Annotated in this window: 26 protein-coding genes, 2 tRNA genes and 1 pseudogene; 12 read left to right on the top strand and 17 right to left on the bottom strand. The window is 65.7% G+C overall.

The genetic code is table 11. The features are described 5' to 3' along the window. Positions 1-32 precede the first annotated feature (32 nt). The 6 genes from ACK4SV_RS05670 to ACK4SV_RS05645 all read left to right on the top strand — a co-directional run bounded on the left by ACK4SV_RS05670 (position 33) and on the right by ACK4SV_RS05645 (position 6805). On the top strand, positions 33-1178 hold the full coding sequence (locus tag ACK4SV_RS05670) for a cysteine desulfurase family protein (protein WP_409916834.1): 1146 nt from the start codon (positions 33-35) through the stop codon (positions 1176-1178). Beyond that, complete coding sequence (gene sufB, locus ACK4SV_RS05665; protein ID WP_409916833.1) at positions 1178-2740, top strand: Fe-S cluster assembly protein SufB; 1563 nt, start codon at positions 1178-1180, stop codon at positions 2738-2740. The genes ACK4SV_RS05670 and sufB overlap by 1 nt, the downstream gene beginning before the upstream one ends. A 410-nt stretch (positions 2741-3150) precedes the next feature. Beyond that, positions 3151-3912, top strand: a complete 762-nt coding sequence (gene sufC / locus ACK4SV_RS05660) for a Fe-S cluster assembly ATPase SufC (protein WP_409916832.1) — start codon at positions 3151-3153, stop codon at positions 3910-3912. Continuing rightward, entirely contained in the window at positions 3909-5129 is a 1221-nt protein-coding gene (locus ACK4SV_RS05655; protein ID WP_409916831.1) for a SufD family Fe-S cluster assembly protein, read from the top strand. Before sufC ends, ACK4SV_RS05655 begins: the two co-directional genes overlap by 4 nt. A 60-nt stretch (positions 5130-5189) precedes the next feature. Next, entirely contained in the window at positions 5190-6413 is a 1224-nt protein-coding gene (locus tag ACK4SV_RS05650) for a cysteine desulfurase (protein WP_409916830.1), read from the top strand. 8 nt (positions 6414-6421) lie between these two features. Then, positions 6422-6805 (top strand): SUF system Fe-S cluster assembly protein, encoded by a 384-nt coding sequence (locus tag ACK4SV_RS05645; RefSeq protein WP_409916829.1) that lies wholly within the window; start codon positions 6422-6424, stop codon positions 6803-6805. Positions 6806-6820: 15 nt separating this feature from the next. Here ACK4SV_RS05645 and ACK4SV_RS05640 read toward each other — a convergent pair whose 3' ends face one another. The 3 genes from ACK4SV_RS05640 to ACK4SV_RS05630 form a co-directional block, all read right to left on the bottom strand. After that, entirely contained in the window at positions 6821-7984 is a 1164-nt protein-coding gene (locus ACK4SV_RS05640) for a pyridoxal phosphate-dependent aminotransferase (RefSeq protein ID WP_409916828.1), read from the bottom strand. After that, positions 7974-8828: a sulfite exporter TauE/SafE family protein gene (locus tag ACK4SV_RS05635; protein ID WP_409916894.1), complete on the bottom strand. Its 855-nt coding sequence runs from the start codon at positions 8826-8828 to the stop codon at positions 7974-7976. The genes ACK4SV_RS05640 and ACK4SV_RS05635 overlap by 11 nt, the downstream gene beginning before the upstream one ends. A 219-nt stretch (positions 8829-9047) precedes the next feature. Next, on the bottom strand, positions 9048-9425 hold the full coding sequence (locus tag ACK4SV_RS05630) for a VOC family protein (RefSeq protein WP_409916827.1): 378 nt from the start codon (positions 9423-9425) through the stop codon (positions 9048-9050). Between the two features lie 99 nt (positions 9426-9524). Between ACK4SV_RS05630 and ACK4SV_RS05625 the strand changes: the two genes are divergently transcribed. From ACK4SV_RS05625 to ACK4SV_RS05615, 3 genes are all read left to right on the top strand, one after another. Then, complete coding sequence (locus ACK4SV_RS05625; protein WP_409916826.1) at positions 9525-9884, top strand: HesB/IscA family protein; 360 nt, start codon at positions 9525-9527, stop codon at positions 9882-9884. 18 nt (positions 9885-9902) lie between these two features. After that, complete coding sequence (locus ACK4SV_RS05620) at positions 9903-10400, top strand: DNA-deoxyinosine glycosylase (protein WP_409916825.1); 498 nt, start codon at positions 9903-9905, stop codon at positions 10398-10400. An 83-nt stretch (positions 10401-10483) separates the two neighbouring features. Further along, on the top strand, positions 10484-11323 hold the full coding sequence (locus ACK4SV_RS05615; protein ID WP_409916824.1) for a hypothetical protein: 840 nt from the start codon (positions 10484-10486) through the stop codon (positions 11321-11323). Positions 11324-11327: 4 nt separating this feature from the next. Here the strand turns inward: ACK4SV_RS05615 and ACK4SV_RS05610 are convergent, their stop codons facing one another. The 5 genes and pseudogenes from ACK4SV_RS05610 to purC all read right to left on the bottom strand — a co-directional run bounded on the left by ACK4SV_RS05610 (position 11328) and on the right by purC (position 14514). Continuing rightward, the gene (locus ACK4SV_RS05610; RefSeq protein WP_409916823.1) at positions 11328-11648 is read right to left on the bottom strand and encodes a DMT family transporter; all 321 of its coding nucleotides are present in this window, start codon (positions 11646-11648) and stop codon (positions 11328-11330) included. 226 nt (positions 11649-11874) lie between these two features. Then, positions 11875-12681, bottom strand: a complete 807-nt coding sequence (locus tag ACK4SV_RS05605) for a lysophospholipid acyltransferase family protein (protein WP_409916822.1) — start codon at positions 12679-12681, stop codon at positions 11875-11877. A gap of 26 nt (positions 12682-12707) precedes the next feature. Continuing rightward, positions 12708-13370, bottom strand: a complete 663-nt coding sequence (locus ACK4SV_RS05600; protein ID WP_409916821.1) for a TetR/AcrR family transcriptional regulator — start codon at positions 13368-13370, stop codon at positions 12708-12710. A 125-nt stretch (positions 13371-13495) separates the two neighbouring features. Continuing rightward, positions 13496-13735: pseudogene (gene purS, locus ACK4SV_RS05595) on the bottom strand (phosphoribosylformylglycinamidine synthase subunit PurS); the annotation flags it as partial. Beyond that, a complete protein-coding gene (gene purC, locus ACK4SV_RS05590; RefSeq protein WP_409916820.1) occupies positions 13735-14514 on the bottom strand; it encodes a phosphoribosylaminoimidazolesuccinocarboxamide synthase in 780 nt (259 codons plus the stop codon). The gene purC and the pseudogene purS, both read right to left, overlap by 1 nt. 183 nt (positions 14515-14697) lie before the next feature. On the opposite strand from purC, the gene ACK4SV_RS05585 reads away from it, so the two are divergent. After that, on the top strand, positions 14698-15027 hold the full coding sequence (locus ACK4SV_RS05585; RefSeq protein ID WP_409916819.1) for a DUF1476 domain-containing protein: 330 nt from the start codon (positions 14698-14700) through the stop codon (positions 15025-15027). Here the strand turns inward: ACK4SV_RS05585 and ACK4SV_RS05580 are convergent. From ACK4SV_RS05580 to ACK4SV_RS05570, 3 genes are all read right to left on the bottom strand, one after another. Further along, on the bottom strand, positions 15017-16021 hold the full coding sequence (locus ACK4SV_RS05580; RefSeq protein ID WP_409916818.1) for a family 16 glycosylhydrolase: 1005 nt from the start codon (positions 16019-16021) through the stop codon (positions 15017-15019). The two genes, ACK4SV_RS05585 and ACK4SV_RS05580, sit on opposite strands and share 11 nt — an antisense overlap. Positions 16022-16093: 72 nt before the next feature. After that, positions 16094-16723 (bottom strand): 5-formyltetrahydrofolate cyclo-ligase, encoded by a 630-nt coding sequence (locus tag ACK4SV_RS05575; protein WP_409916817.1) that lies wholly within the window; start codon positions 16721-16723, stop codon positions 16094-16096. 368 nt (positions 16724-17091) lie between these two features. Beyond that, positions 17092-18192: an esterase-like activity of phytase family protein gene (locus ACK4SV_RS05570; protein ID WP_409916816.1), complete on the bottom strand. Its 1101-nt coding sequence runs from the start codon at positions 18190-18192 to the stop codon at positions 17092-17094. Between the two features lie 147 nt (positions 18193-18339). Between ACK4SV_RS05570 and ACK4SV_RS05565 the strand changes: the two genes are divergently transcribed. Both ACK4SV_RS05565 and ACK4SV_RS05560 read left to right on the top strand, forming a co-directional pair. Further along, positions 18340-18804 (top strand): winged helix-turn-helix transcriptional regulator, encoded by a 465-nt coding sequence (locus ACK4SV_RS05565; RefSeq protein WP_409916815.1) that lies wholly within the window; start codon positions 18340-18342, stop codon positions 18802-18804. Between the two features lie 138 nt (positions 18805-18942). Beyond that, positions 18943-19017: transfer RNA gene (locus tag ACK4SV_RS05560), tRNA-Gly, on the top strand. A 298-nt stretch (positions 19018-19315) separates the two neighbouring features. On the opposite strand, the gene ACK4SV_RS05555 is transcribed toward ACK4SV_RS05560, so the two are convergent. The 6 genes from ACK4SV_RS05555 to trxB form a co-directional block, all read right to left on the bottom strand. Further along, positions 19316-19392: transfer RNA gene (locus ACK4SV_RS05555), tRNA-Met, on the bottom strand. A gap of 89 nt (positions 19393-19481) precedes the next feature. After that, positions 19482-20039 (bottom strand): hypothetical protein, encoded by a 558-nt coding sequence (locus tag ACK4SV_RS05550; protein WP_409916814.1) that lies wholly within the window; start codon positions 20037-20039, stop codon positions 19482-19484. A 135-nt stretch (positions 20040-20174) separates the two neighbouring features. Then, positions 20175-21089, bottom strand: coding sequence for a hypothetical protein (locus tag ACK4SV_RS05545; protein WP_409916813.1), 915 nt, complete (start codon positions 21087-21089; stop codon positions 20175-20177). A 51-nt stretch (positions 21090-21140) separates the two neighbouring features. Further along, positions 21141-22268, bottom strand: coding sequence for an NAD(P)/FAD-dependent oxidoreductase (locus ACK4SV_RS05540; protein WP_409916812.1), 1128 nt, complete (start codon positions 22266-22268; stop codon positions 21141-21143). A 20-nt stretch (positions 22269-22288) separates the two neighbouring features. Further along, on the bottom strand, positions 22289-23407 hold the full coding sequence (locus ACK4SV_RS05535; protein WP_409916811.1) for a tetratricopeptide repeat protein: 1119 nt from the start codon (positions 23405-23407) through the stop codon (positions 22289-22291). A 33-nt stretch (positions 23408-23440) separates the two neighbouring features. After that, complete coding sequence (trxB, locus tag ACK4SV_RS05530) at positions 23441-24409, bottom strand: thioredoxin-disulfide reductase (protein WP_409916810.1); 969 nt, start codon at positions 24407-24409, stop codon at positions 23441-23443. Positions 24410-24466: the final 57 nt, after the last annotated feature.

Here is a 24466-nt window from a genome sequence, read left to right as displayed (position 1 = left end):
CATTCAGGGCGCTGGCGGCCTATATAGGCGCCATGATCTATGCCGATTACAACGCCACGGCGCCCCTGCGCCCGGAAGCGCGCGACGCCATGCTCGCAGCGCTGGAGCTTGGCGCGGCCAACCCCTCCTCGGTGCACCGGGCGGGCCGGGCGGCGCGCGGCGTGATCGAAAAGGCGCGGGGCCAGATTGGCGCGGCCATCGGCAGCCGGGCCGAGGATATCGTGTTTACCAGCGGGGGCACCGAAGCCCTGACGCTGGCGATCTATGGGACGGTGGCGGCGCTGGACGGGGCGGCGACGCTGATCGTCTCGGCCATCGAGCATGAGGCGGCGGGCAAGGCGGCGGCACATGCCGGCGTGCCGGTGGAGACCGCCTATGTGCTGCCATCGGGGCAGGTGGACCTTGAGGACCTGAAGGCGCGGCTGGGCGCCTGGGACCGGGCGGCGAAGGGTACGCCGGTGCTGGTTCTGATGCTGGCGAATAATGAGACGGGCATCTTGCAGCCTGTGGCCGAGGCCGCTGCGCTGGTGCGCGCGGCGGGCGGGCTGACGATCTGTGACACGGTGCAGGGGCTCGGCAAGACGGCGGTGAATGTTGCTCTCTTGGGCGCAGATTACCTTGCGTTGTCAGCGCACAAGATCGGCGGGCCGCAGGGCGTGGGCGCGTTGTGGCACCGGGCCGGGGCGCCGCTGAAGGCGGTGCAATATGGCGGCGGTCAGGAGCGGGGGCTGCGCTCGGGCACGGAGAATGTCGCCGGGATTGCGGGATTTGGGGCGGCTGCTGCGGCGGCAGTTCGGGACCTGCCGAAGTATGCGAAACTCGCCGGGCCGCGCGAAGCGATGGAAGCGCGGCTGAAGGCCGAGGGCGGCGTTGTTGTGATAGGCGAGGAAAGCCCGCGGCTGGCGGGTGTGTCGAATTTTGCGCGGCCGGGCTTCCGGGCGGAGACGCAGGTGATGGCGCTGGACCTCGCAGGCGTGTGCGTCTCTGCGGGCTCGGCCTGTTCGTCGGGCAAGGTGAAGAGATCGCTTGTGCTGCTGGCGATGGGCGCCGATGACGCCCTTGCGGAATCGGCCATCCGCGCCAGTTTTGGCTGGGCAAGCGCGCCGGCGGATTTCGGGCGTGTGGCAGAAGCCTGGCTGGAAGCGGCGCGGCGGACTGTGTTGAAGGAATCGGCGTGATGGAATGCTGCGGCGGAATTGAAGAGCATGATGACGAGTGCACCGAAGTGAAGGTGAAGGACGGCATTGATGCAAAGACGGTCGAGGCGGCCAAGCGGCTCGAGTCTGAGAATTATTCGGCCGGCTTCGTCACCGAGATCGAGATGGAGATGGCGCCCAAGGGCCTCTCCGAGGATACCGTGCGGTTCATCTCGGCGAAGAAGAATGAGCCGGAATGGCTGCTGGAATGGCGGCTTGAAGCCTATCGCCGCTGGCTGACGATGGAGGAGCCGACCTGGGCACGGGTCAGCTATCCGAAGATCGACTTTCAGGCCTATCACTATTACGCCGCGCCGAAGGCCGGGGCGAAGTATAACTCGATCGACGAGGTGCCGAAGGAAATCCTCGAGACGTATGAGAAGCTCGGCATCCCGCTGCGCGAGGCGGAAGTGCTCCTGGGCGTCGCCGGGGCCGCGGAAACGGCAGCAGCGGCGCGCGAGAAGCCCCGGGTGGCGGTGGACGCCGTGTTCGATTCTGTCTCGGTGGCGACGACATTCCGCGAGGAGCTGAAGAAGGCCGGCGTGATCTTCATGTCGATTTCCGAAGCCGTGCATGAGCATCCCGAGCTGGTGAAGAAGTATCTGGGCTCGGTTGTGCCGACCACGGACAATTTCTATGCGACGCTGAATTCGGCGGTCTTTTCCGATGGATCCTTCGTCTACATCCCGAAGGGTGTGCGCTGCCCGATGGAGCTGTCGACCTATTTCCGGATGAATGCGGAGAATACCGGCCAGTTCGAGCGCACGCTGATCATTGCCGATGAAGCCGCGTATGTGTCCTATCTTGAAGGTTGCACCGCGCCGATGCGGGACGAGAACCAGCTGCATGCGGCGGTGGTGGAACTCGTTGCGCTGGATGATGCGGAGATCAAGTATTCGACCGTGCAGAACTGGTGGCCGGGCGATGAGGACGGCAAGGGCGGCATCTATAACTTCGTGACGAAGCGCGGCGATTGCCGGGGCGCGCGCTCGAAGATCAGCTGGACGCAGGTGGAGACGGGGTCGGCTGTGACGTGGAAATATCCGTCCTGCGTACTGCGGGGCGATGATTCGGTTGGCGAGTTCTATTCCATCGCCGTCACAAACGGGCGCCAGCAGGCCGACACCGGCACCAAGATGATCCATCTGGGCAAGCGCACGAAGAGCCGGATCATCTCCAAGGGCATCTCGGCGGGCAAGTCCGAGAACACCTATCGGGGCCTCGTTTCCATCAACAAGAAGGCCGAAGGCGCGCGCAATTTTACCCAGTGTGACAGCCTGCTGATCGGCGACCGGTGCGGGGCGCATACGGTGCCGTATATCGAGAACCGCCGGGCCGACGCGCAGCTGGAGCATGAGGCGACGACGACGAAACTGTCGGAAGACCAGCTGTTCTATGTGCGCCAGCGCGGCATTGGCGAGGAACAGGCGGTGGCCCTGCTGGTCAATGGTTTCGTGCGCGAGGTGCTGCAGGAATTGCCGATGGAGTTTGCCGTCGAGGCGCAGAAGCTGCTGGAAGTGAGCCTGGAAGGTTCGGTGGGTTAAGGCCCTCACCTCCCATTGCTGCGCAATGGGTCCCTCCTCTCCCGCAAGCGGGAGAGGGGTGGGTTGCACTTCGCATTAACCCCTCTCCCGCTGGGAGAGGAGGGGCCCGCGCCCGAAGGGCGTGGGAGGTGAGGGGCCGCCGAAGACCCGAAGACCAAGGCACGCTTTTTGCTCTCATCTCTGCCGTGGAGGCGCTTTGTGGCCTCCGGGGAGCTGGGAATGTCGCGTCTGCTGAAGGAAATCGGGGGCTATGCCCTTCTGGTAATTGCCATTTTCATGGCGCCGCTGCTGGCCGCTGCGCTCGGCTGAAGCGCTGTCCGGCGCGGATGCATGACGGCCATGTGACACAAGCCGCCGATTCCCGGCGCTTTCCGCTTTCAAAAGAAGGCTGTCCGCCCTAAATCCCGCGCATGTTGAAGATCGAAAATCTGAGCGCCAGTGTCGGCGAGGGCGAAACGGCCAAGGCCATCATCAATGGCCTGTCGCTGGAAGTGCCGGCCGGCGAGGTACACGCCATCATGGGGCCGAACGGGGCGGGCAAGTCCACGCTCTCCTACATCCTGACCGGCCGGGAGGGATATGAGGTGACCGGCGGCAGCGCCGTGCTGGACGGGGAGGACATCCTGGGGATGGACCCCGAGGCGCGGGCGGCCAAGGGCCTGTTCCTGTCTTTCCAGTATCCGGTGGAGATCCCCGGCGTGCCGGTGATGACCTTTGTGCGCACGGCGATGAACGCCCAGCGCAAGGCGCGCGGGGAGAAGGAAATCTCGGCGCCGGATTTCATCCGCAAGTCGCGCGAGGTGGCGGCGATGCTGAACCTCGACGGCGAGATGCTGAAGCGGCCGGTGAATGTCGGCTTCTCTGGCGGGGAGAAGAAGCGGCTGGAAATCTATCAGATGATGATGCTGGAGCCGCGCTTCATGGTGCTGGACGAGACCGATTCCGGGCTCGACATCGACGCGCTGCGTACGGTGGCGGATGGGGTGAATGCCCTGCGCGCGCCCGACCGGGGAATGCTGGTCATCACCCACTATCAGCGGCTGCTGGACCACATCAGGCCGGACAAGGTGCATGTCCTCGCCAAGGGCCGGATCATCAAGACCGGCGGGCCGGAACTTGCCCTCCGGCTCGAGAAAGAGGGCTATGACGGCGTGCTCGCGGAGGCAGTGTGAGCACGGCGCTCAAGGATATGATCCGTAATCCGACGGATGCGGAGTTTTCGCTTGTCGAGCGCTATGCCGGTTTTGCGCCGGACGGGCGGCGCGAGCGGCTGTTCGAGGCGTTTGCCGCGACAGGCCTGCCGCACCGTCGGCTGGAGAACTGGCGCTGGAGCGATTTCAAGGCAGCGGTCAGGGACCTGCCGGGATACCGGGAGAATGCTTTTCCCGATCCGCTGGCTGTGGAGGGGGTGCCGGAACTCTATCTGAGCCCGGGCAGGCTCGGCGAGCCGCGATCCGTGCCGGGGCTGACGATCCGCACGCTTCCAGATCCGATGGCTGTTCAGGGGGCGGAGGATATGCCGCTCGGCGCGCTGGCCGCGGCGCTGGCGGGCGGCGGCGGGTTGCCATCCGTGGTCGTGGTGGAAGTGACCGGGCCTGAGCCGGCGCGGCTGCATATGCTGTTTGAAGGGCGGCATGCCTTCCATGCGGCGCGCGTGGTGGTGCTCCTTCGTTCGGGGACGGAGCTTGACCTGACCGAGAGCCATGTCGGCGGCGCGCATTTTTCCACTTCGCTGATCGAGTTCAAGCTGGAGGCCGGCGCGAAGCTGCGCCGGACGGTGTACCAGCGCGGCGGGGCCGGGGAAGCTGTGGCGATCACGGCACAGATCGAGCAGCAAGCGGGCGCAGAGACGGTGCAGACCGTGCTGTCCTTCGGCGCGAAGGCCTGCCGGATTGAGACCCGGCTGGTGCATCAGCAGACAGGATCGAAGGCGACGCTGAACGCGGCTTACCTCGCCGGGGATGGTTTCCATGCGGACATTACCACGCATGTGCGCCATGGCGCGCGCGCCTGCGTGACGCGGCAGGCGACCAAGGGCGCGGTTCTGGATGGCGGGCGCGGCGTGTTCCAGGGCAAGTTCCATGTCCCCAAGAATGCCGGCCAGCAAACGGACGCCTCGATGCAGCACAATGCGCTGCTGCTGGAAGATGGCGCCGAAGTGTTTGCCAAGCCCGAGCTGGAAATCCATGCCGATGATGTTCAGTGTGCGCACGGAAACACATCCGGCGCGCTGGATGCCAACCAGCTGTTCTATATGCGCCAGCGCGGCATTCCGCTGGAGACGGCACGCGCGCTGCTGACGGAGGCGTTCATCGCCGAAGCGCTGGAAGAGGCGGGCCCGGCGGAAGCGGCGCTGCGCGCGGAGGCGGGGGCATGGCTGGCGCGATGATGTGGCTCAGGGCATTCTTGAACCCTTCTCCCCGGGGAGAAGGGGCTTTGGAGGTGCGCCATGCCCCGTAAGCTGGACATCCCTGCCATCCGCGCTGAATTTCCGATCCTCTCGCGGGAGGTGAACGGGCATCCGCTGGTCTATCTCGACAATGCGGCGAGCGCGCAGAAGCCGGAGGCGGTGATTGGCGCAATGGCAGACCAGATGCGCACGGCCTATGCGAATGTGCACCGGGGGCTGCATACGCTGGCGAATGAGACGACCGAGGCGTTTGAAGCGGCGCGGGAAAGCGTGCGCGCTTTCCTGAAAGCTCCGTCTACGGATAATATCGTTTTCACCAAGGGCTCCACCGAGGGGATCAATCTTGTGGCCTCGGCGCTGGCGGCGCGGATCCAGCCGGGCGATGAGATCGTGCTCTCCATCATGGAGCATCACTCCAATATCGTGCCCTGGCATTTCCTGCGCGAGCGGCAAGGCGCGGTGCTGCGCTGGGTCGGGCTGAGCGAAGATGGCGCGCTCGACATGGACGCGCTGGCCGCCGCCATCGGGCCGAAGACGAAGATGGTCGCCATCACCCATATGAGCAATGTGCTCGGCACGGTGGTGGATGTGGCCGCGATCACGCGGCTTGCGCATGATGCGGGCGCGGAAATCCTGATCGATGGCAGCCAGGCGGCGGTGCACCTGCCGGTGGATGTGCAGGCCATAGGCTGCGACTGGTATGTGATCACAGGCCACAAGATCTATGGGCCCACCGGCATAGGCGCGCTGTATGGCACGGCGGAAGCGTTCGCCCGCGCGCGGCCCTATCAGGGCGGCGGGGAAATGATCGAGGTCGTGGAGACGGACCGCGTGACCTACAACACCGCGCCGCACAAGTTTGAAGCGGGCACGCCGCCGATCCTCGAAGCGATCGGCTTTGGCGCGGCGCTGCGCTGGCTCGCCGCCTTCGACAAGGCGCAGATCGCGGCGCATGAGCATGCGCTGTATGAACGGGCGGCGGCGGCGCTGCGCAGTGTCAATGGCATCCGCATCCATGGCGAGGCGCCGGGCAAGGGGGCCGTGCTGGCCTTCAGCCTTGAAGGCGCCCACCCGCATGACCTCGCCCAGATCCTCGACCGCTACGGCGTCGCGATCCGCGCCGGGCACCATTGCGCCCAGCCGCTGATGCAGCTTCTGGGCGTCTCGGCCACCGCGCGGGCGAGCTTTGCGCTGTATAACACAGAGGCCGAAGTGGACGCGCTCGCCGAAGCGCTCGCCAAGGCGCGGAAAATGCTGGTATAGTGTTCCACATGGCTGACGATATGACCTCCCAGGACCTTCTTGGCGCCCGTGATCCGGCGGCACCTTCGGCGATTCCGCAGGAGGAACTCGACCGGATAACCGATGACCTGATTGCGGCGTTCAAGACGGTGTATGACCCGGAAATCCCGGTCGACATCTATGAGCTGGGGCTGATCTACAAGGTCGATATCGATGACGACCGGAAGGTGGACATCGAGATGACGCTGACCGCGCCCGGCTGCCCGGTGGCGGGCGATATGCCCGGCTGGATCGAGACGGCGGCCAAGGGCGTGGACGGGGTGACCGATGTCGAGGTGCGCCTGACCTTTGATCCGCCCTGGACGCCGGCGCGCATGTCGGACGAGGCGCGCCTGGCCCTGAACATGCTCTGAGGCTGCCGGCGCGGGTTACGCGCTGATGAGCCTCGGCAGGGCGCGGCAGAAGCGCTCCACATCTTCCAGCTTGCCCATCGAGACGCGCGACCATGGCGCGTAATCCATGTATTGCCCGCGAATGGAGATCTGCTCGGCGGCCATGGCTTTCTGCAGGTCATTGGCGGGCTGGCCGCTCTGGAAATAGACAAAGTTTGCCTGCGATTTGAGATAGGGCAGGCCGAGCGTGTCGAGGGTTGCTTCGACCATCTGGCGGCCCTCGGTGATCTTTGCCTTGGAATAGGCGATGAAGGCCTCGTCATCGACGCAGCCGATGGCGGCGGCGATGGAGGTGCAGGGTGTCCAGGACATGGCGGTGCTGCGGATTTTCTCAGCCGTTTCAGCCGAGGAGATCGTGTAGCCGACGCGGATGCCGGCCATGCCGTAAATCTTCGAGAAGGTCCGTGTGATGATGACATCCTTGCCCTCATGGAGGAGGGGCAGGCAGGTGATGCCGGCCTCGTCATCGGTCAGCTCGATATAGGCTTCGTCCACAACGACCGTGGTTTTCTCCGCCATGCGCGCGACGGCGGGGCGGATGATGTGGCCGGGAGTCGTGAGACCGGTCGGGTTGTTGGGATTGCAGAGCTGGACCATGCCGGTTTCCGGCGTGATGGCGGCTTCGATGCCGGCATAGTCGACTTCCATATCCTCCGTCAGCGGAACACGGGTGATGCTCGCGAGGCCGAGTTTCGAGGCGTAGATGGCGGTCGTGTCCCAGAAGAGGCGCGGGGCGACGATGGGGCCTTTGGGGCCATACATCAGCGCCAGCGCGCTCAGCGCTTCGCCCGAGCCGGTGGTGATGACGATCTGTTCGGGCTCAACGCCATGGCGGCCGGCGATCAGCTTCATCAGCGTATAGGTCGCTTCGGGATTGACGTAGTAGGCGCCCTGCTCAGCGGCCTCGCGGAGTTTTGCGAGGGCGGAGGCAGACGGGCCGTAGGGGTTTTCGTTGCGGGAGAGCAGCGCGACACCTGGCGCGGGGCCGAAGAGCGGGTCCGGCGCGCCGGGCGGGAAGGCGCCGGTGGCCTCGGCGAGGGCAGCGGCTTGTGTCGTCCCGCTGGCGCAGGCGGCGAGGCTGGTCGCTGCCGTGAGGGAGCCTGCGGACAGGAGCCCGCGCCGAGTGAGCCTATATCCCATGGTCTGTCTCCGCAGTCTGAAGGATGAGTTCGGGGGCTGCCGGGGCCGCGCCGGTAAAGGCCGAGGCGAGCATCAGGCAGGAGGTGATGAGGAGGTAGGCGCCCAGCGCGCGGCCGAGATGGGCGGCGTTCAGGCTGTGGGCGAAGGCGGCGCCCCAGGGCGCGGTGATCATGCTCATCGAGATGATGGCGAGGGCGGCAATGAGGTTCACATAGCCGAGCGAGCCGACCGGCAGGCCGGTCTCGCCGAGGCCGCCGAGGACGGCGCCGATGGTGGCAGGCACCGCGATGATCGTGCCGAAGCCGGCAGCTGTGGCGATGGCGCGGTGCATCGGCTGGCCGCTGAGGGTCATGATGAGGACCGCCGGTGTGCCCCCGCCGATGCCCAGGAGGGTACAGTAGCCGCCGAGGAAGCTGCCAAGCCCGCCGCGCATGATGCCGGTGGGCATCTGGTCCGAGAGCGGCCCGCGCCGGGTGAGCACCGGGAACAGGAAATGCCAGGACATCAGGAACACCCCGACGCCGAAGGTGATCTTCAGGGCCTGCCCGTCGAGATAGCGCGCGATGATCAGGCCGAGCAGCACGCCGGCCACGACCCAGGGCGCCCAGGCTTTCAGGATGGCGAAATCCACCGCGCCGCGCCGTGCATGGGCCTGTACCGAGCGCAGGGAGGTGAAGATGATGGTGGCGAGCGAGGTGCCGATGGCGACATGCATGATCTTGCTGGTATCGCTGCCGGGCGACAGCATCGTCAGAACGGCAGCGAGCGCCGGGACGACCACAAAGCCGCCGCCTATGCCGAAGAGGCCGGCGACGAAGCCTGCCAGGGCGCCGGCCGCCAGCATCGCAGCGATGAAGCCGAGCGTGGCCGTATTGAGGATTTCGGCGTCTGGCGCCAACCGGGACTCCCTCGCACTGATGTCCTGCCTTCCGGACTAGGCGCCTTGCGGGGGAGTGCAATTGACCGGGGCTGCCCGTGGGCAGGTTTGCAGGGGAATGCCCCTGCGCTGCCCGGTCGCCGGGCGGGCGCGACAAAGAATCGGGCAGCCGGCAGCAGTGCGCTGTCAGCTGGCGGTCAGGCTCAGATTGTTGCCGTCCGGATCGTTGAACCAGCAGACTTTGGCCTTCCCGCCCGGCGAGACCCAGAGGCCCTTTGCGTCGGTCATGCCGGGATATTCGATGAATTTGACGCCGCGCGCGGCAAGGCTGGCCATGGCGGCCTCGATATCCGGCACGTTCCAGCCGAGCACGGTATGGGGGCCGGGCGTGTGGCCTTCGATATCGGTGAGGCGCAGGACCGCGCCGCCGCCGAGATCGAAGACGGCCGCGAAGGCATCATCGCTGAGGAGCCGGAGGCCGAGGACCGTTTCGTAGAAGGGTTTCGCGGCAGCCCGGTCTGCCGTGAGGATGAATGTGACCGCGCCTGCATCCTTCAGTGCCATCGGATGTTCCCTTCGAGGTTGGTTCCCAGCCTGCCACATTCCGGGCGCCAGCGGCAGGGGGGCCTTGATCCGGGCACCGTTCCGGCCCACTTAACGTCCATGGCCCGCAGACCTCGCCCCAAACCCGTTCGCCTGACTGACGCCGCCGCGGCCCGCGTGCGCGACATCATGGAAGAGCGCGGCATGGGCTATTTGCGCGTCGGCGTCACCAATGGCGGCTGCGCGGGCATGGAATATGTCATGGACTATGCCGCCGCGCCGGAGCCGCTGGACGAGGTGGTGGAGGACAATGGCGTCACCATCCTGATCGATGCCAAGGCGGTGTTGTTCCTGCTCGGCAGCGAGGTGGACTATGAGATGACGCTGCTGCACGAGAAATTCGTGTTCCGGAACCCCAACCAGACCGACGCCTGCGGCTGCGGCGAGAGCGTGACGATCGTCCCGGCTGCGGCGGATTGAGCCGCCCGGGCCGCGCGGATGCGGGTTGAGAGCTTTCCCCCGATTGCGGCTCCGGATGCCGAAATCCTGATCCTTGGCTCGATGCCGGGCGCGGCCTCGCTGGCGGCGGGGCAGTATTATGCCCATCCGCGCAATGCTTTCTGGCCAGTGATGGGCGCGCTGTTCGGGGCGGGGCCGGAGCTTGCCTATGCCCAGCGCGTGAGAGCGCTGATCGCTGCGCGCGTGGCGGTATGGGATGTGCTGAGCGCCTGTGTGCGGCCGGGCAGCCTGGACGCAGACATTACCGAGGAAGCGCCGAATGATTTCGCCGCCTTCTTTGCCGCCCATCCGCGCATCCGGCGCATCGGCCTGAATGGCGGCAAGGCGGCGGCTGTTTTCCGCAGGCATGGCGCAGCGCATATGCCCGCCGGGGCCGGGATGGCTGTGCTGCCATCGACCAGCCCGGCACACGCCGCGCTGTCGCTTCAGGCCAAGCAGGCGGCATGGCGGGCCGGACTGCTCAGGCTGAATTCATAATGTTTGGGGTTGCATGACATCCGCCTCCTGAGGGACATTCCGGGGCAGGTGGCTGATCCTGAGGGGGACATGAGATGCTCAAGGTGTTTGCAGTTTTGCTGGCAGGGATAGGGCTTGCGGCCTGCTCCGCCGAGACAGGGGCAGAGGCGCCAGACAGCGCACCGGCTGCGGACGCTGCACCCGGCGCGGTTTATTCGATGCGCGTCGGCGGCACGGAAGAATGGGCGATGCGCGATACGATTGTCGCTGAGGTCGATGGCGAGACGGTGACCGTGCGCGTGTTCGAGGACATGCACACCTTTCCCGAGCTGCAGCTGGACCTGAATGGCGACGGGACGACCGACGCGATCATCGCAGTGAATGGCGGGGGCAATTGTTGTCCGTCTGATTATTATTTCGCGGCGCACCGTGGCGGGAGGGATTTTACCGTGCGGCAGATTCCCGGCATCTATTCCTGGGAGGGGCCTGAGCTGATCGAGCAGGACGGCGAGACGCTGGTGAAGTTCGTGTCGGTCAATGAGGGCATGAACACCCGTGATTTCCGGGAGTGGACGAGCATTTTCCGCTTCGAGGGCGACATGCCGGTGCTGGTGAGCGAGGCTGTGCGTCCGGAAATGCCGGCGCTGGCGGAGCTGCGCTCGAGCGTGTTCGAGGACAATCCGGACGGGCGGCGCAGCTTCACGCATGACCTCAACGGCGATGGCCGCGCGGACTCGATTTCCTGTGCCTTCTGGCCGCGCTGGGGGCGGCTGTCTGATTGTGCTGCGGAACTTGCGGGCGGCAGTGGCAGAATTCAGATCGAAGCGGGGTGCAAACGGCTCGGCGTCGTGGGCCAGTCAACCGGACGGATGAGCGACCTCGTCTGCGACGCCGACCGGATGGTGCAGTTCGACGCAGCCGAGAACAAATATTTCGCGCGCTGATCATTCAGTCGCCGCCCGCCAGTTTCATCAGCACGATGCCGCTGACGATCAGGGCGGCAGCGGCAAGGCGCAGCGGCGTGACCGCTTCGCCGAGCCAGATGACGCCGAAGATGAAGGCGCCGGCCGCGCCGATGCCGGTCCAGATCATATAGGCCGTGCCGAGCGGCAGGCTGCGCATCGCCATCGCCAGCAGGATGAAGCTCGCGGGCATGGCGGCCAGCATGATCAGTGTGGGGACGATCCGCGTGAAACCGGCGGATTGTTTCATCGCCGCCGCCCAGACAATTTCAAGCAGGCCGGCAATGAGAAGAAGAACCCAGGACATGGGAAGGCTCCGTAAAGCCGGGCCGTCCCGAACCGTTCCCGAAATGGGGGAGGCCGTCCTCCTTGGGTGTGCGGGAGAGATGGGGGTTTTGGGAGGGAATCCAAGGGGAATCTTGGCGCACCCCGCGCGTCTGTCTGCGTATGTGGGCGAGGTGGGGGGCAGGCGCTGTGTTTGGTGCTAGCCCCTCACCCCCAACCCCCTCTCCCAAGGGAGAGGGGGCTTAGGGTTATGCCTTCTTGAAGGCGGCGAGGTTGTCCGGGGAGGGGCTGGCTTCCATGCCGTTGGGTGGGTCGGGGATGAGGGTGGCGCGGCGGGCGGGCTCGCCCGTGGCTTCGGCGACGAGCTCGGCTGTGCGGGTCTCGATGGCGTCGGTCAGGCGGGCGAGGAATTCGTCCTTCGGCAGGCCGGGCGGGATAGGGTCGAGGAATTCGATCACGGCGGTGCCCTTGCGGCGCGGGCTTTCCTGCTGCTGCCAGAAGACGCCAAGGTTGGTGGCGACCGGCACGACGGGCACGCCCATCGCCTCGGCCATGTGCCAGAGGCCGGCCTTGTAGCGGAAATGATAGCCGACGGGCGCAAGGTGGCCTTCGGGATAGATCAGCACACGGCGGCCATCGGCCTTGGCGCGGGCCATGCCATTGGCGAGGGAGGAGGCTTTCTTCTCGCCGCCGCCACAGGTGTCGATGACGATGGCGCCGAGTTTCTTGAGGATACCGCCGACGAGGGGGAAGCGTTCGAGATGGTCACCAGTGACGAAGGCGAGGTCCTTGATCTCGGGATAGATCAGGAAGCCGTCGCCCCAGCTCTGATGCTTGGCGCCGATGACGAAGGCGCCCTCGGGAAGGCGCTCACGCCCGCGCACTTCCTTCCGTATACCGGCAATATGGCGCAGGGCGAGGTTCATCGCGCGGGTATAGCTGCGGATGATTGCGCGCACCGGGCTGTGGCCCGGCCAGGCGAGGAAGGGCAGCGAGACGAGGACATAGAGGGCAGACAGCAGCCAGTAGGCAAGCTGGAAAAGGGCGGCGCGCATGGGCGTCTTGCTCCGTAAGCGGATTATCAGCCGGATTTCAGCACGGCGAGCACGGCGCGCGACAGGGCGGGCGCGTGGCGGCCGAGCGGGCCGGGCAGGCGGTTGTAGATCTTGTTGAGGCCGGACTGCATCACCACGCCGAGCGCCATGGCCGCTTTCAGCGCCGGGTCGCCCTTCGGGATAATGCCGGCCGTCATCAGATCGCCAATGATCCGTTCCGTGATCGAGACAGGGTCATCGTCGCGGCGCTTGTCATAGGGCAGGTAGCGGTTGAGCGAGACGAGGTGGAAGGAGAAGAGGAGGAAATCTTCATCCGCCAGCTGACAATATGCCTCGACCGCTGCATGAACTTTTTCCTCGAGGCTGCCAGGGCCGGAGAGGGCTTCGGCGAGCATTTCGGAGAGCCGGTTATGCGTCTCCATGAACAGGGCGAGGGCCAGTTCGTCCTTGCCTTTATAGTGGCGATAGAGCGCGCCTTCGGAGACGCCGGCTTTCTCCGCGATGCCGCGCGTGGTGGCGGCGTCGACGCCTTCATGGATGAACAGTTTCAGGGCCGCACGCTCGATCTTCGGGCGGGCATCGCGCACGCGCGGCTTGCGGGCGGGCGTTTCCGGCTCTGCCTTCGGTTTGGCCGGGGCCTTGCGGGCGGCCGGCTTGGCGCGGGGGGCAGGCTTTGGTCTGGTGGCCATCGGGGCAGACTCCCTTGCTATGGGAGGATGCGTAGCACACGCTTCCGCCGAATGCAAGTGAGTGTTCGCTCACAAAGGAAGATTTTTCGCGGGCAGTGCGGGCGGGTGGGCCCGGCCGCGCGGCACGCGCGTTCGATGCGGTTGCGTGGGATGACGGTGTTGGCGAGGAGCTTCTCGCACATTTCCTTCACGCGGGCTTCGGCGGCGGCGCGGTCTTCGCTGCCGGTGAGGTCGAGTTCGATGACCTTGCCGACGCGGGCGCCGGCAACCTCAGCATAGCCCATCCGGGTCAGCGTGTCGGCGACGGCCTTGCCCTGCGGATCAAGCACGCCGGATTTGAGCGAGATATGGACGACCGCCTTCATTATTTGCTGCCCCCGGTGAAGTGGATGACGTTGTCGGTCTCCTCGCCTGATTCCCGGATGATGCCGAGACGGCGCGCGACTTCGGCATAGGCCTCGGTCACACCGCCAAGGTCGCGGCGGAAGCGGTCCTTGTCGAGTTTCTCGTTGGTTTTCACGTCCCAGAGGCGGCAGCTGTCGGGGCTGATCTCGTCGGCCAGCAGGATGCGCGGCATGTCATGGTCGTTCTCGAACCAGCGGCCGAACTCGACCTTGAAGTCGACGAGGCGGATGCCGGCGCCGGCAAAGAGACCGGACATGAAATCATTCACGCGCAGGGCGAGCGCGACGATGTCGTCATATTCCTGCGGGCTCGCCCAGCCGAAGGCGGCGATATGTTCTTCCGACACCATCGGATCGTGCAGGGCGTCGCTCTTGTAATAGAACTCCACCAGCGGGCGCGGCAGGGACTGGCCCTCCGGCAGGCCGAGGCGTTTCGACAGCGAACCGGCGGCGACATTGCGCACAACGACTTCCAGCGGGATGATCTCGACCTTGCGGATCAGCTGCTCGCGCATGTTGAGGCGGCGGATGAAATGGTTGGGCACGCCGACCGTGGTCAGGTGCGACATGATGAATTCGCTGATGCGGTTGTTCAGCACGCCCTTGCCATCAAGGATGGCCTTCTTGGTGGCGTCAAAGGCGGTCGTGTCGTCCTTGAAGTACTGGATGAGGGTGCCGGGCTCGGGACCCTCGTACAGGATCTTTGCCTTGCCCTCATAGATGATGCGGCGTTTGCTCATCCGGTCCTGTCCTTCCTGCGTCAGTCAGGGGGCGCGGCCCCGGCAGGCCGGAATCAGCCCGCCCACGCCCCTGAAGGCGGGACTGTTACTCCACTCGCACGCCGGAAACAATTATTGCGAACACCTGCAGGCCCGCCCTATATCAGCGCCAACACCGAACCTGGCAGAAGAAGGGCCCCGAACATGAGCACATTCGACGACCGCGAGCGCGCAGAAGAAGCCCGCTACGCCCTCGACCAGGAAACGCAGTTCAAGATCAACGCCCGCCGCAACAAGCTGCTGGGCCTCTGGGCTGCGGAGCTGATGGGCATTTCCGGCGCTGAGGCGGAGGCCTATGCCAAGGAGGTCGTGATTGCTGACCTTGAAGAGGCCGGCGATGATGATGTCGTGCGCAAGGTGCGCGGCGACCTTGAAAAGACAGGGCTTTCCCGCACCGATGCGCAGATCCGGGAAGAGATGGCCCGCCTGATGCCCGTGGCGCGCGAGCAGGTGATGAACGACCTCAAGGGCTGAGGGGCTGCCCCGGCGGGGTGTAGACATCGGCGCAGGCCGGGCCTGTTCCCCCCATCGGCACGAAAGACACACAGCTGAAATGTGCCCCGGCCGGCTGGGCAAGACGCGGCTGTCCGGTCCAGCCATGGATCGACGGGGCGCCGGGCCAGACATTCATATAGATGCGCCCCGCTGCCACCGGATGGCGGCTTTCGCTGGCGGCGCTGGAATAGACCGGCACGCCTTCAATGAACCAGGTGATGGTCTCCGGCGTCCATTCGAAGGCGTAGAGCCGGTCGGCCTCGGCGGCGTCGAAGGGCAGCTCGATCGTGGCATGGTGGCCGCGCCGGCCATTGCGGAAATAGTTCAGGAAAACGCGGGTCGTATCCTTGCCGAGGAATTCGATGTCGATCTCGTCATGCGGATCGCCGAACCAGGGGCCGGTATAGGTGAAGAAGGCCGAGACCAGCCCCTCGCCGCGGGCCGGGCGCATGATCACCTCATAGCGGCCATAGCCATGGGTGCGGCCGGTCGACATCTCGGAGGAGGTAAACGGCACGGTGAGGCCGGGCGTGCGGCGCACTGTCAGCAGCGTGCCGCTGGAGGTCGGCGAGGCATTCTGTTCGCGCCAGTGGGCGCCGTAATGGCTGTTATTGTTGTCGTAAGCGGCCGGGCGGAAGGTGCGGTCATTGTGCGGATCGGCGAGCCGGGTGAGGAAGGCCGGCTGGCGGCTGATCGGCGCGGCAGGGGGCGCGGCCTCCGGCACGGGCGGCGCAAACGGCTCCGGCGCCCGCCAGGGATAGAATTGCGGCGGCAGGCGGCTTGCGTCTGCGTGCGGCGCTGAAACTGCTGCATACACAACAGGATCGCCCGTCTGCGGCAGTTCCGGTGAAGTCGCCGACAGAACCAGCAGGCCAAGGCCGGCCACAGCCGCGACACAGGTCAGGACAAGCGCGTCAATGCTGCGGGCAGCGTCGCTCCTGAGATTGAACGTGACATCGCCAGAACGCGGCATGGGCACACCCCGAAGGTTAATCCTTCGTAAATGAGCAAGATACGCGCCAAGGTTTTGTTAAGGAAAGCGGAATCAGCCTGCGGGGCTGTCATTTCCGGGTGCCGGGGCGGCAAAGGCCGCCCGGTTGCGGGTCATGAACAGGGGCACCGAGCCGATGGGCGTGATCGCCCAGTCGAGCGGCTGGTCGTGTGCCTCGGCGGGCACACGGTCGATCTGCTGGGCGGCATAGGCGACGGCGCAGGCAAAGGCGCGGCCACTGGCGCGCAGCTTCGCCAGCGCGCGGTCGTAATGGCCCCGGCCATAGCCCAGCCGGTTGCCCATGATGTCAAAGGCGAGGAGCGGGGTGAGCACGAGGGTCGGCGCCACCTCCGGCGCGTCGGCAGGCGGCTCCAGCAGGCCAAAGCCGCGCCGTTCCAGCGGCTCGCCGGGCGACCAGAGCCGCCAGCTGATCTCGCCGGCCTCGTCCATGCGCGGCAGGCAGGTCTCTGCGCCGGCGCGGGCGAGGCGGTCCATCAGCGGGGCGGGGTCGAGCTCCTCATGGATGGCGATATAGCCGGAGACGACCGGGCCATAGCGTTCCAGCAGCTTCATCGGGAACAGCCCGGCGAGGCGTTCGGCAGCATCCGGATCGCGGGCAGCTGCCTCGGCGCGGATCGTGCGCATCCGGTGGCGCAGCTGGGTCTTGTCGGCTTCGATGGTCATGGGGCGCTTCTACTGCGCGGCGGGAAGCGGGCGCAACATCGGTTTACCAGAGGCTGCGCCTGTCATCCGGACGAAAGCCGGAAACTAGCTCTGGCCGCTGAATCTGGTTCTCGACTTTCGCCGGGATGAAAGCTCCTGAAGTCTGGCGGCTGGGGATAAAGTGCACAAGAACCACAACGCCGCCGGGCACATTTCACTCCCGTCGACCTAGAGACTAGGTGGGCGCCGGATGAGCCAGGACCACGGTCCCAGCCAGGATGCCAGCTCCCTGACGGAAAGTAAGGTCGCCGGAGATCAGTCCCTCGCGCGCGCCGCAGCCCTTGTGCTTGTCGAATGTAGTGGGTGTGGAGGCCGTTGGGAAGCGGGCCTCACAGGGATATGTCGAAGGCGAACAGCAGGGTGCGCTGGCTGCGATTGAAATTGTCGTCGGAGATGATCCAGAGGCGCAGGCGGCCATCTTCGAGCCATTCTGCGGCGAGGCCTTCGAAATTGTCGACCGGGGCGGGCCGGGAAATGCGGATCACCGACGGGTCGCCCTCGCCCCATCTGAGCTCGATACGGTTGCCGCGCAGCGGATCCCAGGCGCGGAAGAGGTAGATGGGTAAGGTCTCGCCGGTCTGCGGGTGCACGGCGATTTCCTTGGCGACGAGGCCGTGAAGGCGCGGCGCGGGAGCACGCACACCGGTCCAGCGGGCGGTGCCGCCTGCGAGCACTTCGCCCAGCGGGGAGACGCCGAGCGTGCCTTCATAGCCGAAGCCCAGCGTGCCTTGCGGCGTCAGGAAGATTGCCTCGGCGCCCTGATTGGGGTCGATCTGGCGGCCTCCCTGGGTCGCTGGCTGAGTCTCCGGCAGGGACGCAACCTGCGCCGCCCGGGCCGCCGCCCCACAATGGCCGAGGGCGAAGGCCTCGATCCTGTGGTTGCGCTCGAAGCTGACGAGGGCGATGCCGTCCTGATAGAGCAGGCCCTCAGCGTCCATGTCCTGCTTGGAGGCGAAGGACTGGCCATCCGGCCGCCGCATCGCCGAGAGTGCTGCAGATGCGGGCGCGCCGCCTTCGAGCGTGATCCAGGCGAAATGGCCTTCATCGGTGACGGCGAGCAGGCCGCCGCCCTCGTCCTCCGGCAGGCGGGCGAGGCCGGACAGGCCTCCGAACAGGGGATTGCGGGAGCTGAGTTCCCAGGCGCCGGCGAGCGTTGCGCCGGATGGCATGAGGGCGTTGAGGCGGGCGGTGTCAGCGGCGGCGAGGGGGCTGACCATCAGGTCGATGGGCAGTGGATCGAGGTTCTGCACGCCGGCCGGGCAGGAGGCTGCCACCAGTCCCGGGGTTGCCGTTTCAAAGTGCCAGAGCGGCGCGCCCGGGTCTGCAGCCGGCGCAGCGGCAACTGGCCCATCCTGCAGCTTCTGCGGCGCGGCGCAGGCCGGCGCAGCCGCGAGCGCGAGGATCAGGGGCAGGGCAGCGAAGAAGCGCATCTTTGGCTCCTCTGGGTCTGGGGACATCAGGTCAGCTGGCTCATAATTGCCAAATCATGGCGAGGGGATGGCACGCACATTACCATTGCATGAACCTTCCTCGCCTTGCCTCTGGATTTGCAAACCGAACCCATGCAGGGAGAGGGCATGAGCCAGATTCCCCTCGCCCGCCGCTCTCCGATCCCGCCGGAGAATTGCAACCTCGCCCGCGCCATCGAATTGATCGGCGACCGCTGGTCGCTGCTGATCCTGCGCGCCGCGCTGTATGGCGTGCGCAGGTTCGATGATTTCCAGGCCGAGCTTGGCTGCCCGCGCACCGTGCTGTCCGGCCGGCTGAAGACGCTGGTGGATGCGGGCCTCCTGTCGAAGCGCACCTACAAGGTGGCCGGCAAGCGCGCGCGGCCGGAATATGTGCTCTCCGCCATGGGCATCTCGCTGCGGCCCATCCTGATCGGGCTGACGCAATGGGGTGATGTCTGGCTCGGCAAGGGCGAGCCGCCGCCGATCAGTTTCACCAAGGCGGGGTCGAAAGGCGCGATCCGGGCGGCATTCGTCGATGCCGAGGGGCGGGAAGTGCGCCCCGACCAGATCCGCCCGGTGCTGCGCGGCTGAGGCTTTTCCGGCTTTGTGCAGGCCCGGTGCAGGCTTGGCCGGGTTTGTGCAGGAGAGGCCGGAATTGGCTCTTGCAAAGCCCGCGGCTTGCGCTTAATCCGTGCGCTTCGCCGCAAGGCGTACATACCCATTCAGGACGCGGGCGTAGCTCAGGGGTAGAGCACAACCTTGCCAAGGTTGGGGTCGAGAGTTCGAATCTCTTCGCCCGCTCCAGAAAAACTCGAAGAAAAGCAACTGCATATCGTCGGCCTGCGGGCCGGGGCGAGTGGCCCGTTGCAGGCTGAAGTAAGTTCGAAGCAAGCTGAGCCGAAATCCGATTGGTCCCGCATTCAAAGAGTGAGTCCGTCGCCGGGAAGCCGTCGAAGCGGAAGCTCAAATCGAGCCGGGCGCAGATCATGGCGGTCCGGGCGGATGAGGCGCGCAGGAGGGCGGCCAGCCGCCATCGGTTGCGGATCATCACACTGAGTTTCAGGGGCAATCTGTGACCTGATCAGGGGCGATCCGGCGCGAGTGGTGGTTCGGGAGAGACTTGAACTCTCGACCTCGCGATTATGAGTCGCGCGCTCTAACCAGCTGAGCTACCGAACCGTCTGCCGCATCGGCGAACGCGCCTGATACACACGGACCGAGGGCCATGCAAGCGTCGAGGTGTCGTTGCCGTTTGGGCGTTATTGGGGTCAATCTGCTTGGGTAATGCTCTGCATGATCCAGTCATTAGCCTGTTCTGCGACGCTGAGCAGGTTAATCCCCACAAGACCAAGGAACTGCAATCCAAAATTGAGAGCTAGCAGCGCGAGCAACAGCGCCCCGGTCACCGCGACAGCAAACTGCCCAGTCAGAAGCAAGCTGCCGCCAAACCGCTTCACCCCGGTCAGGTTGCGCGGGTCCTCGGGAAAGAAGTGATGCGCCGCGAACCGGCCAAGGCCGGGCAGGCCGCGCAGGATGGAGAGGCCACCGAGTATCAGGTTCACCATGGAGGGCAGGAAAGTGCTGAAGACCGTCACATACACCCACCAGAGCGCAGGGCTCGCGGGCTCCTCTCGCATCAGGTCCAGCAAGCTGTCCACGTCAAAGGGAAGGGGCGCGCCGGTTTTCAGGGCTTCGGCATTCAGCACCTGCACATAGGCCAGCGAGGCCAGCAGCATTGCGAACAGCAGCATTGTGGCAATCAGGACATCGATCACCGCAAAGATGATCGGCGACCAGCCTCCGATGCTTTGCCCGCTTCGCATCATGAGGCGTGTCACGCCGAGGGACAGCCAGTTGAAGAGCGCGGCAACGAGTGGCAGGGCCGCAAACAGGATCAGGAAAGACCAGTTCAGACCTTCAGGATCAAGTTCGCCGAAGAGAAACCCCGGCGCGCGGATCAGTTAAACGAGGCCAGCCATAATCGAAGCGCTGAAAATCAGCAGAATCAGCCAGCGCATTCGCAGGCGCTCCACGCGTGCGCTTGCGCCTGCGCCTGCGACTGCGAATGCGAATGCGCCTGCGACTGCGCCTGCGACTGCGACTGCGCCTGCGCCTGCGCCTGCGACTGCGACTGCGAATGCGAATGCGACTGCGAATGCGCCTGCGCCTACGCCTGCGAATGCGACTGCGAATGCGACTGCGAGTGCGCCTGCGCCTGCGATTGCGAATGCGAATGCGCCTGCGCCTGCGCCTGCGAATGCGAGTGCGCCTGCGCCTACGCCTGCGCCTGCGAATGCAGCAAAGCGTAGCATGGTCCAGATGAATGAACGATGGCTGGCAGGGGGATTAACAAACCAAATCGAGGTTATCGTCAGCGCAACAAGTGCGGCTGCTGTGGAAAGCCGTTGCAAACCCGTCGTCCCCTCGGCCAAGAGGATGGCCTGTTCAACCGGGCCAACATATCCGGAAACGAGCCATGAAATAATCAGTGTAAGGACCGGATAGGCGACGGCTAGCCCCAGGCAGCGGTCCAGTGAAGCGCCGCTCCAATAGGCATGATGCCCGCGCTTCTCATAATTGTCCCCATCCCCGAAAAACCGGTCGATCCGGTCAAGAGCGGCCCCCACCCCCGCAGAATAAGTATGGCCAAGCCGCCCGCCCTTATTCACCAGCCGCTCACGCCACTGGGCATAAAGCGCCCGCTCGTTTTCGCCTTCCAGGGTGTCCGCATCGAAGACCGAAAAGGGCCGGAGCCGAACGCGATAGTAATACAGAAAAACGACGGCCAGGATCAGCAGGGCCAAGATAGCAAATCCGGCCCAGTGCAACCCGAACACGTCGCGGAGGATTTGGAAGAGGCCGTAGAGATCCGTCATATGCTCCCCGTGGACTCACAACATCTCAGGTCGCCGCAAGTAGCGGGGCTGTCAACCCGCCAGCTCCGCCACATGCTCCGCGATCGAAAGCGAGGAGGTGAGGCCCGGGCTTTCGATGCCGAGGAGGTTGATCAGGCCTGCGCTGCCATGGGCTTCCGGCCCCTCGATGCGGAAATCGCCGGAGGGCGCCCCCTTCGGTACAAGTTTGGGACGCACCCCGGCATAACCGGGCGCCAGCCGGTCTTCCGTCAGCTCCGGCCAGTAGCGGCGGGCTTCGGCCAGGAACACGGCCGCCCGGGCCGGGTCCACCCGGTAATCGAAGGGCGGGGCGGCATCTTCGGGGAGCCATTCGGCGTCCGGGCCCAGCTTGCCATTGCCGCCAAGATCAATCGTCAGGTGCAGGCCGAGGCTGGAGGTCGTCGGCATCGGATAGATCAGCCGGCTGAACGGCACTCGGCCGGTGATGGTGAAATAATTTCCCTTGGTGAACCAGGTGCGCGGCAGGGCGGCGGTATGCGGGCCTTCGATGGCGGCTGCGATGGCGACCGCCTGATGGCCGGCGGCGTTGACCACGGTGCGCGCGCGGATTTCCGCAGGGCTTGCCCCCCCGGTCACCAGCCGTACATGGCTGGCTTCCACTGCGCCGGAGACCAGCGGTGTGCCGAACGCGATGCTGCCGCCGGCATCCTCAAGCTCGCCCTGCAGGGCGAGGAAATAGGCATGGCTGTCGAAGATGCCGGAGACGGGAGAATGCAGCGCGGCTGTCACGTCCCCGCTCAGCGCCGGCTCCAGCGCGCGCGCCTCTGCGCCGCTCAGCAGCCGCAATTCCTCCACGCCATTGGCTTCTGCGCGCGCCTTGATGGCGCCCAGTTCCCCCGCCTCGGCCTCGCCGATGGCCACGACCAGCTTGCCGCAGCGCTTCACCGCCACGCCGTGCGTATCGAGATAGTCATACAGCATCCGCCGCCCGGCCACGCAGTGGCGCGCCTTCAGGCTGCCCTGGGGGTAATAGATGCCGGCATGGATCACTTCGGAATTGCGCGAGGAGGTGTGCACGGCGATGGCGTCCTCCGCCTCAAGCACGATCACCTCGCGCCCCGCCCGCGCCAGTGCGCGCGCCGAGGCAAGGCCGATCACCCCGGCTCCGATCACCACAATGTCTGCTTCAAACCGGTCCAATCGCTGCCTCGCCTGTTTGCCTAGGGCTGCAATTCTTGGACGAGCAGCTGGGCGTCCAGCGCGAGATAGTGGCGGCGGCAGGTGTCCGCGCCGGGCCCCGTTTCCGGGCGGGTCTTGCTGGCATCGATGTGGAAGCTGAAGGCGAGATTGACGGCATCTGCCGTGAGCCCCCTGCTGTCCGGCACCGCGTCCAGCGTCTCGCGGGCAGTCCGGCGGGCGAGCATCAGGGTGCGGATCTCCGCCTGAGCGACATCGATTTGCGCCGTCGTACCGAGGCGCCCGACTGCATCCTGTGTGCGCGCGCGTGCGGCCAGCTTTTCCAGTTCGTCCATCTTGGCCTCAATCGCCGGGTCGAGGTCGAGCAGGCAGCTGGCGGCGGCATCCCCGCGCGGGCCCATGTTCGAGCTGACATAGATCGGGAAAGCCGTGCCATCGCGCATGCGGAGCGGCTCTGGTGGTGAGGTGGAGATGCCGAAGAGGTTGGCGATCGTGAGGGTGGTGCTGCGCTCCGGCGCGGCAGGAGAGGCGGGCGCTGGTGGGGGCGCTGCCGCAGGTGCAGATGAAGGCGCAGGAGGCGCAGGCAGAGGCGCTGGGGGTGGGGCTGCTTGCACGGCCGGGGCTGGGGCGGGAGCCGGGGCCGGAGCTTGCGCAGCAGGGGGCGCGAGGGCGGTTGCGGAGGGGCTGTCCTCCAGCCAGGCACTGCCACCGGCCGCAATCACCATCTCGCGCGGCAGGCGCTTCAGCCCGGCCGGGGCGCTGATCGTGTCGCCGGCCTCTGCTGCGGCCAGGAACCATTTCGCCGCCCGCGCCGGATCAGCCGGCACATCGCTGCTGCCATATTCAAAGATGCGTCCCAGAAGCACCATCGAGGGCAGATCGCCTGCCTCGGCGGCGCGGGTCATCAGGTCCAGCGCCCGGGGACGGTCGCGGGTGCAGCCGATGCCGTAGAAACAGGCCTGCCCGAGTACGCCGAGCGCCGCCGGATCGCCCGCCCCGGCATGGCGCTCGATGACATGCATCTGGCTGTGGTCATCCTTGAGCCAGGCATCGATCGCTGCATTGAGGCCCGAAGGCGCGGCAGTGGCCGAGGCTGCAAGGGCAGCGGCGGCCAGCATTGAAATGATTGTTTTGCGTCCCATCCCGCCAGTCTAGCGGCGGCAACGCCGCGAAGTCTACTCCGCCGCCACTGCCTCGGTATGGGCTTCCTGTTCGGAGAGGAAGCGTTCGGCGTCCAGCGCTGCCATGCAGCCCATGCCGGCGGCGGTGACTGCCTGGCGATAGGTCTCGTCGGTCACATCCCCGGCGGCGAAGACGCCCGGAATGACCGTGCGCGGAGAGCCCGGTTCGGTGATGAGGTAGCCATTCTCCTTCATTGGCAGCTTGCCGACGAAGAGTTCGGTCGAGGGCGCATGGCCGATGGCGATGAAGATACCGTGGACATTCATCTCCCGCACCGCGCCGGTGTTCACATCGCGGATACGTGCAGCCGTCACGCCGAGGGGCTGCTCGTGGCCGACGACTTCCTCGAGCGTGTGGTTCCAGATCACTTCGACCTTCGGGTTCTTGAACAGGCGGTCCTGCAGGATCTTCTCGGCTCGGAAATGGTCGCGCCGGTGCACGACGACGACTTTGGAGGCAAAGTTCGTCAGGAACAGGGCCTCCTCCACAGCGGTGTTGCCGCCGCCGATGACCATGACTTCCTTGCCTCGATAGAAGAACCCGTCACAGGTCGCGCAGGCCGAGACACCGAATCCCTTGAACTTCTCCTCGCTCGGCAGCTCCAGCCATTTGGCCTGCGCGCCGGTGGAGATGATCACCGAATCGGCGGTGTAGACCGTGCCGCTCTCGCCGATGGCCTTGAAGGGGCGGCTCTCGAAATCGACGCCGGCGATGTGATCATTGGCGACCTTGGCGCCCATCTTCTCGGCGTGTTCCTGCATCTTGTGCATGAGTTCCGGCCCCTGGATCTCCGCAAAGCCCGGATAATTCTCGACTTCCGTGGTGATCGTCAGCTGGCCGCCCGGCTGCATTCCGGTCACGACCAGCGTGTCGCGCAGCGCGCGGGCGGCATAGACGGCGGCGGTCCAGCCAGCCGGGCCGGAACCGATGATCAGGATTTCGGCATGTCTCGTTTCGGCCATCCGGGCCTCCCTCGCAGCAGTCAGGGCGCCCATATGGGACGCGAAGACTGAGGGTTA

The sequence above is a fragment of the Hyphomonas sp. genome (assembly GCF_046313735.1).
Taxonomy (GTDB): Bacteria; Pseudomonadota; Alphaproteobacteria; order Caulobacterales; family Hyphomonadaceae; genus Hyphomonas.
The sequence above is the reverse complement of the archived record's forward strand: the minus strand, read 5'-3'. Positions and strand labels throughout refer to the sequence as shown.

Excerpts from the sequence above, each read along its gene's own strand:
- ACK4SV_RS05650 (WP_409916830.1), top strand. The coding sequence starts at position 5,190 with ATGCCCCGTAAGCTGGACATCCCTGCCATCCGCGCTGAATTTCCGATC.
- ACK4SV_RS05605 (WP_409916822.1), bottom strand. The coding sequence starts at position 12,681 with ATGCGCGCCGCCCTTTTCCAGCTTGCCTACTGGCTGCTGTCTGCCCTC.
- ACK4SV_RS05535 (WP_409916811.1), bottom strand. The coding sequence starts at position 23,407 with ATGGGACGCAAAACAATCATTTCAATGCTGGCCGCCGCTGCCCTTGCA.
- ACK4SV_RS05585 (WP_409916819.1), top strand. The coding sequence starts at position 14,698 with ATGAGCACATTCGACGACCGCGAGCGCGCAGAAGAAGCCCGCTACGCC.
- purC (WP_409916820.1), bottom strand. The coding sequence starts at position 14,514 with ATGAGCAAACGCCGCATCATCTATGAGGGCAAGGCAAAGATCCTGTAC.
- ACK4SV_RS05575 (WP_409916817.1), bottom strand. The coding sequence starts at position 16,723 with ATGACCATCGAAGCCGACAAGACCCAGCTGCGCCACCGGATGCGCACG.
- ACK4SV_RS05550 (WP_409916814.1), bottom strand. The coding sequence starts at position 20,039 with ATGATGCGAAGCGGGCAAAGCATCGGAGGCTGGTCGCCGATCATCTTT.
- ACK4SV_RS05625 (WP_409916826.1), top strand. The coding sequence starts at position 9,525 with ATGGCCCGCAGACCTCGCCCCAAACCCGTTCGCCTGACTGACGCCGCC.
- ACK4SV_RS05580 (WP_409916818.1), bottom strand. The coding sequence starts at position 16,021 with ATGCCGCGTTCTGGCGATGTCACGTTCAATCTCAGGAGCGACGCTGCC.
- ACK4SV_RS05640 (WP_409916828.1), bottom strand. The coding sequence starts at position 7,984 with ATGGGATATAGGCTCACTCGGCGCGGGCTCCTGTCCGCAGGCTCCCTC.
- ACK4SV_RS05570 (WP_409916816.1), bottom strand. The coding sequence starts at position 18,192 with ATGCGCTTCTTCGCTGCCCTGCCCCTGATCCTCGCGCTCGCGGCTGCG.
- sufB (WP_409916833.1), top strand. The coding sequence starts at position 1,178 with ATGGAATGCTGCGGCGGAATTGAAGAGCATGATGACGAGTGCACCGAA.
- ACK4SV_RS05565 (WP_409916815.1), top strand. The coding sequence starts at position 18,340 with ATGAGCCAGATTCCCCTCGCCCGCCGCTCTCCGATCCCGCCGGAGAAT.
- ACK4SV_RS05670 (WP_409916834.1), top strand. The coding sequence starts at position 33 with ATGATCTATGCCGATTACAACGCCACGGCGCCCCTGCGCCCGGAAGCG.
- ACK4SV_RS05620 (WP_409916825.1), top strand. The coding sequence starts at position 9,903 with ATGCGGGTTGAGAGCTTTCCCCCGATTGCGGCTCCGGATGCCGAAATC.
- ACK4SV_RS05600 (WP_409916821.1), bottom strand. The coding sequence starts at position 13,370 with ATGGCCACCAGACCAAAGCCTGCCCCCCGCGCCAAGCCGGCCGCCCGC.
- ACK4SV_RS05630 (WP_409916827.1), bottom strand. The coding sequence starts at position 9,425 with ATGGCACTGAAGGATGCAGGCGCGGTCACATTCATCCTCACGGCAGAC.
- ACK4SV_RS05545 (WP_409916813.1), bottom strand. The coding sequence starts at position 21,089 with ATGACGGATCTCTACGGCCTCTTCCAAATCCTCCGCGACGTGTTCGGG.
- trxB (WP_409916810.1), bottom strand. The coding sequence starts at position 24,409 with ATGGCCGAAACGAGACATGCCGAAATCCTGATCATCGGTTCCGGCCCG.
- ACK4SV_RS05645 (WP_409916829.1), top strand. The coding sequence starts at position 6,422 with ATGGCTGACGATATGACCTCCCAGGACCTTCTTGGCGCCCGTGATCCG.
- ACK4SV_RS05635 (WP_409916894.1), bottom strand. The coding sequence starts at position 8,828 with ATGCTGGCGGCCGGCGCCCTGGCAGGCTTCGTCGCCGGCCTCTTCGGC.
- ACK4SV_RS05610 (WP_409916823.1), bottom strand. The coding sequence starts at position 11,648 with ATGTCCTGGGTTCTTCTTCTCATTGCCGGCCTGCTTGAAATTGTCTGG.
- sufC (WP_409916832.1), top strand. The coding sequence starts at position 3,151 with ATGTTGAAGATCGAAAATCTGAGCGCCAGTGTCGGCGAGGGCGAAACG.